The 12,117-nt window shown below is 73.1% G+C and carries 11 protein-coding genes; all 11 read left to right on the top strand.

From position 1 onward, the window contains the following. Window positions 1-87 precede the first annotated feature (87 nt). The 11 genes from aceB (at window position 88) to menC (ending at window position 12,116) form a co-directional block, all read left to right on the top strand. Window positions 88-1,683 (top strand): malate synthase A, encoded by a 1,596-nt coding sequence (gene aceB, locus ACSJD1_RS04910; protein ID WP_438854194.1) that lies wholly within the window; start codon window positions 88-90, stop codon window positions 1,681-1,683. Window positions 1,684-1,686: 3 nt separating this feature from the next. Further along, the gene (locus ACSJD1_RS04905) at window positions 1,687-3,006 is read left to right on the top strand and encodes a DUF6986 family protein (protein WP_438854193.1); all 1,320 of its coding nucleotides are present in this window, start codon (window positions 1,687-1,689) and stop codon (window positions 3,004-3,006) included. After that, the gene (locus tag ACSJD1_RS04900) at window positions 3,003-3,866 is read left to right on the top strand and encodes a bifunctional allantoicase/(S)-ureidoglycine aminohydrolase (RefSeq protein WP_438854192.1); all 864 of its coding nucleotides are present in this window, start codon (window positions 3,003-3,005) and stop codon (window positions 3,864-3,866) included. The genes ACSJD1_RS04905 and ACSJD1_RS04900 overlap by 4 nt, the downstream gene beginning before the upstream one ends. A 14-nt stretch (window positions 3,867-3,880) precedes the next feature. Continuing rightward, window positions 3,881-5,320, top strand: coding sequence for an allantoinase AllB (gene allB, locus ACSJD1_RS04895; RefSeq protein ID WP_438854552.1), 1,440 nt, complete (start codon window positions 3,881-3,883; stop codon window positions 5,318-5,320). Next, entirely contained in the window at window positions 5,307-5,792 is a 486-nt protein-coding gene (gene uraD / locus ACSJD1_RS04890; RefSeq protein WP_438854191.1) for a 2-oxo-4-hydroxy-4-carboxy-5-ureidoimidazoline decarboxylase, read from the top strand. The genes allB and uraD overlap by 14 nt, the downstream gene beginning before the upstream one ends. Beyond that, window positions 5,789-6,169 (top strand): hydroxyisourate hydrolase, encoded by a 381-nt coding sequence (gene uraH, locus ACSJD1_RS04885; protein ID WP_438854190.1) that lies wholly within the window; start codon window positions 5,789-5,791, stop codon window positions 6,167-6,169. The genes uraD and uraH overlap by 4 nt, the downstream gene beginning before the upstream one ends. Window positions 6,170-6,171: 2 nt before the next feature. Then, complete coding sequence (pucL, locus tag ACSJD1_RS04880) at window positions 6,172-7,071, top strand: factor-independent urate hydroxylase (protein ID WP_438854189.1); 900 nt, start codon at window positions 6,172-6,174, stop codon at window positions 7,069-7,071. Window positions 7,072-7,273: 202 nt separating this feature from the next. Beyond that, window positions 7,274-8,236, top strand: coding sequence for a hypothetical protein (locus tag ACSJD1_RS04875; protein ID WP_438854188.1), 963 nt, complete (start codon window positions 7,274-7,276; stop codon window positions 8,234-8,236). Between the two features lie 235 nt (window positions 8,237-8,471). Further along, entirely contained in the window at window positions 8,472-9,749 is a 1,278-nt protein-coding gene (locus tag ACSJD1_RS04870; RefSeq protein ID WP_438854187.1) for a saccharopine dehydrogenase family protein, read from the top strand. A gap of 223 nt (window positions 9,750-9,972) precedes the next feature. Next, window positions 9,973-10,794, top strand: a complete 822-nt coding sequence (locus tag ACSJD1_RS04865; RefSeq protein ID WP_438854186.1) for a GNAT family N-acetyltransferase — start codon at window positions 9,973-9,975, stop codon at window positions 10,792-10,794. Continuing rightward, window positions 10,794-12,116, top strand: coding sequence for an o-succinylbenzoate synthase (gene menC / locus ACSJD1_RS04860; RefSeq protein ID WP_438854185.1), 1,323 nt, complete (start codon window positions 10,794-10,796; stop codon window positions 12,114-12,116). The genes ACSJD1_RS04865 and menC overlap by 1 nt, the downstream gene beginning before the upstream one ends. Window position 12,117: the final 1 nt, after the last annotated feature.

Here is a 12,117-nt window from a genome sequence, read left to right as displayed (position 1 = left end):
GGTTCCGACCCGCGCGCTTCTGCGCGAAGATGAGGGCGAGGCCTGGAGCAACCACCCCGCAAGGGAGCGGAAGGGAGCGAGCGCCGCATGACCATCGAGATCGTCCACGCCGACGGCGTGGCTGACGACGACATCCTCACGGAGGATGCGCTCGCGTTCGTGGAGCAGCTGCATCACCGGTTCGACTCGCGACGACGCGAACTGCTGGCGGCACGCCGCGAACGTCGGGAGCGCATCGCGAGGGGTGAGCCGCTCGACTTCCTCGCGGAGACCCGCGACGTGCGCGAGGGCGACTGGCGCGTCCCCCCGCCCCCCGACGCGCTCGCCGACCGCCGCGTCGAGATCACCGGGCCCGCCGCTCCGGCGAAGATGGCGATCAACGCGCTGAACTCGGGAGCCCGCGTCTGGCTCGCCGACCTGGAGGACGCGTCGAGCCCGACCTGGGGGAACGTCGTCGGCAGCGTTCGCAACCTGCGGGATGCGGCTCACGGCACGCTCGCCTGGACCTCGCCCGAGGGCAGGTCGTACACGCTCCGCGACGACCTCCGCCGGCCGACCGTGGTCACCCGACCGCGCGGCTGGCACCTGCCCGAGAAGCACGTGCTCGTCGACGGCGAGCGGGCGTCGGGATCTCTCGTCGACTTCGGCCTGCACTTCGTGCACACCGCTCACGCCCTCATCGAGCAGGGCGCGGGCCCGTTCTACTACCTTCCGAAGCTCGAAGGTCACCTCGAGGCGCGGCTCTGGAACGACGTGTTCTCGTTCGCCGAGGAGCGGATGGCACTGCCCGCCGGGAGCATCCGCGCGACGGTGCTCATCGAGACGATCCCGGCGGCATTCGAGATGGACGAGATCCTCTTCGAGCTCCGCGAGCACGCGTCGGGGTTGAACGCCGGCCGATGGGACTACCTGTTCAGCATCATCAAGGTGTTCCGCGACGCAGGGCCCGAATTCATCGTTCCCGATCGCGCCTCGGTGGCGATGACGGCGCCCTTCATGCGCGCCTACACCGAACTGCTCGTGAAGACCTGCCACCGGCGCGGCGCCGTCGCGATGGGCGGCATGGCCGCGTTCGTGCCGAACCGCGCCGACCCCGAGGCGACCGCGATCGCGTTCGACAAGGTGCGGGCCGACAAGACCCGCGAGGCGGGCGACGGGTTCGACGGCTCATGGGTCGCGCATCCCGACCTCGTGCCCGTGTGCCGCGAGGTCTTCGACGACGTGCTCGGCGAGCGACCGAACCAGATCGACCGGCAGCGACCGGAGGTCGAGGTCACGGCCGCCGAGCTGCTCGACGTCGCCTCGACGGGCGGTGCCGTCACCGAGGCGGGGCTCCGTACGAACCTCTCGGTGGGCGTGGCGTACACGGCGGCGTGGCTCGCCGGCAGCGGCGCGGTCGCCCTGCACAGCCTGATGGAGGACGCCGCCACGGCGGAGATCTCGCGCTCGCAGGTCTGGCAGCAACTGCAGCACGACGTGGTGCTCGCCGACACCGGTCGCACGATGACGCGCGAGCTCGTGCGCGAGGTGCTCGACGAGGAGGTGACGGCGCTCCGCGCGGCGACCCCTGCCGCGCCGTACGCGGCCCACTACGCGCGCGCGGCCCGGCTCGTCGCCGACCTCGTCCTCGACGACCACTACGTCGACTTCCTGACGCTCCCCGCCTACGAGCTGCTGGGCTGACCCGTGCGGACCGCGCTGCCTCCGACGCTGTCGACGTCGCTCGACGACCGCCTCGCCGAGACGGATCGACTGCTCGCGTCGGCCTATCCCGGCGATGACGGGTCGCGTCAGCCGGTGCACACCGTCTACGTCCCGGGTGACACCGTCACCCACGACCTGCCGGCCGCGTGGGGCGCGCAGGCGCTCGCCGCCGCGGACTCGGCCGGGGGCGTCGAGGCGCTCGCGAACGCGGTCGGCATCCCGCGAGACGTCGCCGCGACCGTGGCTCCGCTCGTCGAGCGCAAGCTGCAGCGCGAACCCGTCGAGGACCTCCGCGTCGACTTCGAGGACGGGTACGGCGACCGCGGTGACGATGTCGAGGACGCCGACGTCGTGCGCGCTGCCGGGCAGGTCGCCGCCGGAGTCGAAGCGGGCACCGCGCCGCCCTGGATCGGGATCCGGTTCAAGTCGTTCGAGGCCGCGACGCGGGCCCGCGGCATCCGCACGCTCGACCTGTTCGTGACCGCGCTCGCCGAGCACGGCGACCTGCCCGACGGGCTGGCACTCACGCTTCCGAAGGTCTCGACACTCGCGCAGGTCGAAGCGATGGCGGAGGTGGCCGCCGCCCTCGAGCGCGTCCACGGGCTGCCCGACGGCAGGCTCCGGTTCGAGGTGCAGGTCGAGACCCCGCAACTCGTGCTCGGCGCCGACGGCCTCGCGCCCGTCGCCCGCATCGCGCACGCGGCGGGAGGTCGGGTATCGGGACTGCACTTCGGGACCTACGACTACACGGCCGCGCTCGGCATCGCCGCGCCGCACCAGTCGCTCGCCCACCCTGCGGCCGACCACGCCAAGGCGGTCATGCAGCTCGCGGTCGCCGGCACCGGCATCCGGCTCTCCGACGGCTCCTCGAACGTGCGGCCGATCGGAGATCTGGCGGACGAGGCGTGGCGCCTGCACGCCCGCCTCGTGCGGCGCTCGCTCGAACGTGGCTTCCCGCAGGGCTGGGACCTGCACCCGGCGCAGCTGCCCACCAGGTTCCTGGCGACCTACGCCTACTACCGCGACGGCTGGGCCGAGGCCTCCGAACGGCTGCGGCACGTGCACGACCGCACGTCGGCCGCCGTGCTCGACGAGCCCGCGACGGTGCGCGCGCTCGCCGACTTCGTCCTCCGAGGCGTGCGGTGCGGGGCGATCACCGTGGAGGAGGTGGCGACCGGCACGGGGCTCGACGGGTCGGGCCTCGCCGCGCTCGCGAACCCGAGGCGCATGACGAGCTGGGCGGACGCCGCTGCCGCACCGGACGTGCGGCGGCCGGCATCCACCGACGAGGAGGTCGAATGAGCTACTACACCCCAACGGGCGGACTGCCCGCGCAGACGGAGCTGCTCACCGACCGCGCCATCGTGACCGAGGCGTACACCGTGATTCCCAAGGGGGTGCTGCGCGACATCGTCACGAGCAACCTGCCGGGCTTCACGGGCGCCCGGTCGTGGATCATCGCCCGCCCGATCGCCGGCTTCGCGACCACGTTCGCGCAGCTCATCGTGGAACTCGCGCCGGGCGGGGGAGCCGAGCGGCCCGAGGCCGAGGCCGGGGTCGAGGGCGTCCTCTTCGTCACCTCCGGGTCGCTGACCGTCGACCTCGACGGCGCGCGACACGTGCTCGGTCCGGGCGGCTACGCGTACGTCGCGGCCGGCGAGGCCTGGTCGATCGCGAACGACGGCGACACCGCGACCTCGTTCCACTGGATCCGCAAGGCGTACGAGCCCGTCGACGGCATTCCGGCGCCGGCCTCGTTCGTGACGAGCGACGCGGACGTCGCGCCGCAGCCCATGCCCGACACCGACGGCGCGTGGGCGACCACGCGGTTCGTCGACCCCGACGACCTCGCGCACGACATGCACGTGAACATCGTGACCTTCCGGCCGGGCGGGAAGATCCCGTTCGCCGAGACGCACGTCATGGAGCACGGGCTCTTCGTGCTCGAGGGCACGGGCGTGTACCGACTGAACGGCGACTGGGTCGAGGTCGAGGCGGGCGACTTCATGTGGCTCCGCGCGTTCTGCCCGCAGGCCTGCTACGCGGGCGGGCCGGGGCCCTTCCGCTACCTGCTCTACAAGGACGTGAACCGGCAGGTGCGGCTGACCGGGCCGGGCGTCGGCGAGGGCTCGCCGCCGGGCGGCGCGCGGACGGCGGGGTGAGCATGGGCGAGCGGATGCCGCAGGGCGACGCCTCCCCGATCGGGGGCGCCGAGGCATCCGTCGTGTTCGACCTCGTCGTCACCGGCGACCGCGTGCTGGTCGACGGTGCGTTCGCGCCCGCCCAGGTCGCCGTGCTCGACGGTCGCATCGCGCGCATCGCCGAGCCCGGCGCCGCGCTGAGGGCGGCCCACCGCGTGCGTCTCGGCGCCGACGAGGTGCTCATCCCCGGCCTCGTCGACACGCACGTGCACGTCAACGAGCCCGGTCGCACCGACTGGGAGGGGTTCGAGACCGCCACTCGGGCCGCCGCGGCGGGCGGCGTCACGACGATCGTCGACATGCCGCTCAACAGCATCCCGCCGACCACGTCGGTCGCAGCGCTCGCGGTGAAGCGGGCGCGGGCGACCGGACGCGTGTTCGTCGACGTGGGCTTCTGGGGCGGGATCGTGCCGGGCAACGAACCCGACCTGCTGCCACTCGTCGCCGAGGGCGTGTTCGGCTTCAAGTGCTTCCTCATCGACTCGGGCGTGGCGGAGTTCCCGCCGGTCACGGCCGAGCAGATGGAGCGCGCGATGACCGTCCTGTCACGCGGCGAGCCCGCCGCAGACCGCGGGGACCATGCCGACGTGCCCGTCATCGTGCACGCCGAGGATGCCGAGATCATCGACGCCGCGCCGCACCCGCACAGCCGGCAGTACGCCGACTTCCTCGCCTCCCGGCCCGACGCCGCCGAGGGAGCGGCGATCGGGGCCGTGATCGGGGCCGCCGGCCGAACCGGCGCCCGTGCGCACATCCTCCACCTCAGCTCGTCGGCCGCCCTCGACGCGATCGCCCGCGCCCGGGCCGACGGCGTCCGGCTCACGGTCGAGACGTGCCCGCACTACCTCGTGCTCACCGCCGAGGACGTGCCGGACGGCGCCACCGCGTTCAAGTGCTGCCCGCCGATCCGCGGGGCAACGAACCGCGACGCGCTGTGGCAGGCGCTCGAGGACGGCGTGATCGACGCGATCGTCTCCGACCACTCGCCGGCGCCCGCGTCGGTTAAGTTCGCGGGCGACGGCGACTTCGCCGTGGCGTGGGGCGGCATCGCATCGCTCCAGCTCGGACTGCCGGTGGTCTGGACCGAGGCGCGTCGCCGCGGCATCCGCCTGGAACGCGTCGTGGAGTGGATGTCGGCGGGGCCCGCGCGACTCATCGGCCTCGACGGAGCCGGCAAGGGTGGGATCCGCGAGGGCGCGGACGCCGACCTCGCGATCCTCGCGCCCGACGAGGCCTTCACGGTCGATGCCGCGGCGCTCCACCATCGGCACCCGATCACGCCGTACGCCGACCGCGAGCTCGTCGGGGTCGTGCGGGCGACCTACCTGGCCGGCCGCGAGGTCGACGGCACGGTGGCGCGCGGGCGGCTGCTCCGACGGGCACGATCGGATGGAGGACCGCGTGTCCACGCTTGACACGTTCAACGGGGCCGACCGCGACGACGCGATCGCGTTCCTCCGGCCCTGCCTCGACGTCGACCGCTGGTGCGCCGAACTCGTCGACGGTCGCCCCTACGACGCGATCGACGCCCTCGTCGCACGCGCCGAGGTCGCGGCGAGCCCGCTCACGCCCGCCGAGGTCGAGGCAGCGCTCGCCCACCACCCGCGGATCGGCGAGCGGCCGTCCGGCGGGGGCGCGGAGGCCGCGATGTCGCGCGCCGAACAGGCGGGCGTCGACCCCGCCGACGCCGCGCTCGCCGCGGGCAATCGCGCGTACGAGGAGAGGTTCGGGCGGGTGTTCCTGATCCGCGCCGCCGGACGCTCGTCGCGCGAGATCCTCGACGCGCTCACCGTGCGGCTTCGGCACACGCCCGACGAGGAGCAACCCGTCGTCGCCGACCAGCTCCGCCAGATCGCCGTGCTCCGACTGAAGGGACTCCTCGCATGAGCAACCAGGACGCCGCGCGATCGCGGTCGCGCATCACGACCCACGTGCTCGACGCCACGTCGGGTCGTCCGGCCGAGGGCGTCGCCGTCGCACTCTCCGCCCGCGGCGGCGACGGGGACGGCGCAGGCGACGGATGGCGCGAGCTCGACCGCGCGGTGACGGATGCCGACGGTCGGATCTCCCGCATCGGCCCCGACGAGTTGCCCGCGGGCGACTACCGGCTCCGCTTCGACACCGCGGCGTGGTTCGCCGCACGCGGCACGCCGACGTTCTACCCGGAGGTGGTGCTCACCGTCCACGTCGCCGACGACGGCCGGCACGTGCACGCTCCGCTCCTCCTCAGCCCGTTCGCCTACTCCACCTACCGAGGGAGCTGACCATGTCCGAACCCGCCATCGTGCTCGGCGCCAACCAGTACGGCAAGGCCGAGGTGCGCGTCGTGAAGGTCGCGCGCGAGAGCGCGCGCCATGAGATCGACGACCTGAACGTCACCTCGCAGTTGCGCGGCGACTTCACCGCCGCCCACCTCGTGGGCGACAACGCGCACGTCGTGCCGACCGACACCCAGAAGAACACGATCTTCGCCTTCGCCCGCGACGGGATCGGCTCGCCCGAGGCGTTCCTGCTGCGACTGGCCGATCACTTCGTGTCGTCGTTCGAGTGGGTCTCCGGCGGGCGGTGGGCGGCTGAGCGGTTCTCCTGGCAGCGCATCGCGGTCGGCGGTGCCCCGCACGACCACGCCTTCGTGCGGTCGGGGCACGAGGTGCGCACCGCCGTCGTCGTCGCCGAGGGCGCCACCCGCCATGTCATCGCCGGGCTCAAGGACCTCACGGTCATGAAGTCGACCGGCTCTGGCTTCGAGGACTACCCGCACGACCGCTACACGACGCTGGCGGAGACCCACGACCGCATCCTGGCGACGGATGTCTCGGCCCGGTGGCGCTACGCACGCGCCGACGTGGACTTCGACGGGCGGTTCGAGAGCGTGCGGGCGCTGCTGCTGGAGGCCTTCGCCGAGGGGTATTCGCCGGGGTTGCAGGCCACGCTCTTCGCCATGGGGCGTCGGGTCCTCGAGGCGCACGACGACATCGCCGAGATCCGGTTCTCGATGCCGAACAACCACCACTTCGTGGTCGACCTCTCGCCCTTCGGGCTCGACAACCCGAACGAGGTGTTCTTCGCCGCCGACCGGCCCTACGGGCTCATCGAGGCCGCCGTCGTCCGCGAGGGCGTGGAGAGCCCTTCCGCAGCCTGGGACGGCATCGCCGGTTTCTGCTGACGGATGCAGTCGCACCCTCGGGAGGAACTTCCGGCCGCAGGTCGGCGTGTCGCAGGGCGACACACCGCATGCCGGCCGAATCCTCCTCCCGTGGGAGCACGTCCGTTCGCGACCGCTCCTCCCGAGGCCGTCTGTCGACGGCTGTTCCCCGGATCCGGCCGACCGGCACGGGCGCGTGCACCGGATTCGCGACGCTCGCCGCATGCCCGGACTGTTCGACGAGCTCTCCCGGCTCGGCCACGTGGCCCGCGCCAGCACGCTGATCGCCCACGGCGTCGATCGACGGCAGATCTCGCGGGCCGTCGCACGTGGGGACGTGTTCCGGCCTCGGCGTGATTGGATCGCCGCTCCGTCGGCCGACTGCGAGCAGCTCGAGGCGATCGCCACCGGCGCCGCGATCGGCTGCGTCTCGGCCCTGCGACGGCTCGGGGTCTGGGCCGGCGAGCATGACGTGCTGCACCTGCACGCACCGCCGTCCGCGGGGCACATCCGTCCTGCATCGCGGTCGTACCGGGGAGGAGCGTCGAGGGTGTGGCATCCGCTCGCCGCCCACCACCGTCGGCGAGCAGACGGAGTCCGTGCCGCGATGGAGGGCTCGCCGCGCGTGCACTGGGCGCCCGATCCGGCTCCGGAGCGGGCGTTCGACTGGATCGTCTCACCGGAGGCCGCGCTCGCGCGCGCGGTGCGATGCCTCCCCGAGGAGCATGCGCGAGCGGCCGTCGACTCGGTCCTGCACGAGCGCGTGCTGACCCGCCTCGGGGTCGAGGCCGTCCTGGCGGGCGTCGCGACGACGCGCGTGCTCGTCGACGAGTACACGGGAAGGCTCGAATCGGGGGTCGAGAGCCTCTTCGTCCGCAGGCTCGTCGATGCGGGCCATTCGGTCATGCCGCAGGTGCGCTTCCCGAACGTCGGCCGGTTCGACGGACTGATCGATGGCGTGGTCCTCTTCGAGATCGACGGACGCGCCCACCACTCGGGGCCGGAGGAGTTCCATCGTGACCGGGACCGAACCCTCGTCGGTCACGCGTTCGGCGTTCCGGTGGTCCGACCGAGTGCCCGGCACGTGCTCGAGGACTGGCCGACGGTGATGGCGGCGGTCACGCGCGCGGTGGCGGATGCCACGATCGTCCGGGCCTCGCGCGGCCTGCCTCCGGCGTTCGACTGACTCGGGGGTCCGAGCCTCATCCCGACGTCGTGCTCGCGTCTCGGCGTCGTCGACCGGTCGTCGCCGGGCTCGTTCGGGAGGAAGAACGCCGGGACACGCCGTTGCGACGCCCGCGACGCGCCGCACCGGAATCGGAAGTTCCTCCCGAAGGCCTCGGCGCCGACCGATGCGCCGACGCGCATCCGTTCAATTGTCCAACTGGACAATTCAGCGGATGACGGCTACCGTACCCACCATGCGAATCCTCCTCATCGGTGCGGGGGGCGTGGGCGATGCCATCGCCAAGATCGCCGCCCGCCGTGACTTCTACGAACTCCTCGTCGTGAGCGACTACGACGAATCCCGCGCGCGGCGAACGGTCGACTGGATCGCCGCGAAGCACGGCGACGCCGTGGCTGCCCGGTTCGCCACGGCGCAGGTCGACGCGAGCGATCCCGAGGTCGTGGCCTCCGTCGCCCGCGAGCACGGGGCCACCCACGTGATGAACGCGGTCGAGCCGAAGTTCGTGCCGTCGATCTTCCGCGGCGCCCTCGCTGCGGGGGCCGACTACCTCGACATGGCGATGAGCCTGTCGGAGCCGCACCCGACCGAGCCGTACGCCGAGACCGGCGTGAAGCTCGGCGACGACCAGTTCGCGCAGGCCGACGACTGGGAGACCGCCGGGCGCCTCGCGCTCGTCGGCATGGGCGTCGAGCCCGGCCTCTCCGACGTGTTCGCGCGGTACGCGGCCGACCACCTCTTCAGCGAGATCGACGAGCTCGGCACGCGCGACGGCGCGAACCTCGTCGTGCGCGACGAGGCGGGGAACGAGATCTTCGCACCGTCGTTCTCGATCTGGACGACGATCGAGGAGTGCCTGAACCCGCCCGTGGTGTGGGAGAAGGACCGCGGCTGGTTCACCACGCCGCCGTTCAGCGAGCCCGAGGTGTTCGAGTTCCCCGAGGGCATCGGCCCGGTCGAGTGCGTGAACGTCGAGCACGAGGAGGTGCTCCTCATGCCGCGCTGGGTCGACGCGAAGCGCGTGACCTTCAAGTACGGCCTCGGCGACGAGTTCATCAACGTGCTGAAGACGCTGCACCTGCTCGGGCTCGACTCGACCACGCCCGTGCGCGTGCGGAGCGCGAACGGCCCGGTCGAGGTCGCTCCGCGCGACGTGGTCGCCGCGGCACTGCCCGACCCCGCCACGATCGGCCCGAAGATGACCGGCAAGACCTGCGCCGGGCTCTGGGTGACGGGCACCGGCACGGATGGCGAGCCCCGCGAGGTGTACCTGTACCACGTGAGCGACAACGAGTGGACGATGCGCGAGTACGAGGCGCAGTGCGTCGTCTGGCAGACCGCGCTCAACCCGGTCGTCGCCCTCGAGCTGCTCGCGACCGGCGTCTGGTCGGGCCGTGGCGTGCTCGGCCCGGAGGCCTTCGACGCGAAGCCGTTCCTCGACCTCATGGCCCGTGCCGAGGCCGAGGGCGGCTACGGGCAGGCGTGGGGCATGGAGGACCGCCTGGCCCGCTGACGCTCGGCGCGCGGTGCGGCTCGGACGCATCGCGCGCAGCGCGCGCACGGTCGGCCTGCGCATTGTTGGCCAGGCCGACCGACCCGGCCGCGCGCGATCCGTTCGAGTCCGGTTCCTGCGGCGCAGTGCCGATCGAACCGGGCCTCGACCGTCGGAACGGCACTCGAACCGCGCGGGAACGAAGGCCGCCCGTGCGGCTCGCGCACGCGGTAGGGTCCGGAACATGACGGATGCCGCGACCCTCGCCCGCGCGGACGAGCTCGCCGACGAGGAGGACCGACGCGCTGGCGTCGTCACCCGCGAGGCGACGCCCGATGAGCTCGCGGGCGCGCTCGCGCGCTTCGACGCGACGTGGGGCGCGGGCCGCACGGTCGACCTCGCGTCGCTGAAGGCGATCGCGCACGCCGGCAACACGGTGCTCGTGGCCGTTGCCGCGCCGGGGCGGGCGGATGCCGCGCGCGAGCTCGCCGATCCGGCCCGTCCGCCGCTCGGCGCCGCGCTCGGATTCCTGGGCTGGGAGGGCGGCCTGCACGTGCACTCGCACATGAACGCCGTCGATCCCGCCGCGCGCGGCCGGGGCATCGGCGTCGCGTTGAAGCTGCGACAGCGCGCGATCTGCCTCGACCACGGCGTCGACGAGATCCGCTGGACGTACGACCCGCTCATCCGCCGCAACGCGCGCATGAACCTGGTCCGCCTCGGCGCCGAGGTCGCCGCGTACCGCCCCGACTTCTACGGCGAGCTCCGCGACGCGATCTCGGGCGGCGACCGCAGCGACCGGTTCGAAGTGCGTTGGCGACTCGCCTCGCCCCGGGTGGCCCGCGCCCTCGAACGGATGCCGCAGCCGGCCTGGCGCGCCGAGGGCGGCCTGCCGCTCGTGGCCGACTTCGAGGCGGTCCGGGCGGCCGATCGCGAGACGGCGGCCGCACTCCGCGACGCCTCCCGCGAGGCCTTCGCCGCGCTCGCGGACGGCCGCCTCCGCCCCGAGCTCGATGCCGCGGGCGACTACGTCTTCACCGCCGACGACCCCGACCGGGAGGCATGATGTCCGAGACCGCCGAAGCCACGCGGGCCGATGTGCCCGCACCCCGCATCGAGGCGATCGAGCTGCACCGCCTCGAGGTGCCGCTCGTCCGCCCGTTCGAGACCTCGTTCGGCCGGGAGGTCGCGCGCGAGGTGCTCCTCGTGCACGTGCGCACCGATCGCGGCGACGGGTGGGGCGAGTGCGTGGCCGGCCGCGACCCGTTCTACTCGGCGGAGTACGTCGACGGCGCGGCATCCGTGATCGAGCGCTACCTCGCACCCGCGCTGCTGCGCGCCCCGGCACCGCACGTCGACGACGACGGTCACGTGAGCGGCGTGCTCATCGAGGATCCGGCCCACGCGACGGGGATCTGGCTCGACGACCGCGAGCAGCAGGTCGATGGCGCAGGCAGGGGCGCGGCGGGCGCGGGCGGAGGAGCGGCCGCGTCGATCCGGAGCGTACCGCTCGCCGCATCCGTCGGCCCGGCTCTCTCGTTCGTCGCGGGCCACCGTATGGCCAAGGGCGCGCTCGAGGCGGCCGTGCTCGACGCCGAGCTGCGGGCGCAGGGACGCTCGATGGGGGAGTGCTTCGGCGCGGTGCGCGACTGGGTCGACTGCGGGGTCTCGGTCGGCATCGCGCCGATCCTCGAGGAGCTGCTCGACGAGGTGACCGGCTACGTCGAGGAGGGGTACCGGCGCATCAAGCTGAAGATAAAGCCCGGGTGGGACCTGGTCCCGGTCGCCGCCGTGCGCGAGCTCATCGGTCGTGACGCCATGCTGCAGGTCGATGCGAACACGGCGTACACGTCCGACGACATCGCGCTGCTCGCGGGCCTCGACCCGTTCGACCTGCTGCTCATCGAGCAGCCGTTCGCCGAGGAGGACCTCGCGACCCACGTGGCGCTGGCCCGCGCCGCCCGGACGCCCGTGTGCCTCGACGAGTCGATCCTCGACGTCACGACCGCGGTCGACGCGATCGAGCGCCGCGCGACGAGCATCGTGAACATCAAGCCCGGCCGCATGGGCGGGTTCCTCGAGGCGCTGCGCGTGCACGACGCGTGCCGCGCGCGCGAGGTGCCGGTGTGGTGCGGCGGCATGCTCGAGACGGGCGTCGGCCGTGCGGCCAACGTCGCGATCGCCGCTCTGCCGGGCTTCGTCCTGCCGGGCGACACGTCGGCGTCGGGCCGGTACTTCGCGGAGGACCTCACCGAGCCGTTCGTGCTCGGCTCGGGCGAGCACCGCGGACAGATGCGCGTGCCGGACGGCCCCGGCACGGGGGTCGCGGTGCGCGAGGATCTCGCGCGCGACTGGGCGGCGCGGCCGGCGGTGACGATCGGCGCGTAAC

The sequence above is a fragment of the Agromyces excoecariae genome (genome assembly GCF_051715505.1).
Lineage (GTDB): Bacteria > Actinomycetota > Actinomycetes > Actinomycetales > Microbacteriaceae > Agromyces.
Note: the sequence above shows the minus strand (reverse complement) of the source record. Positions and strands in the feature narration are given on the sequence as shown.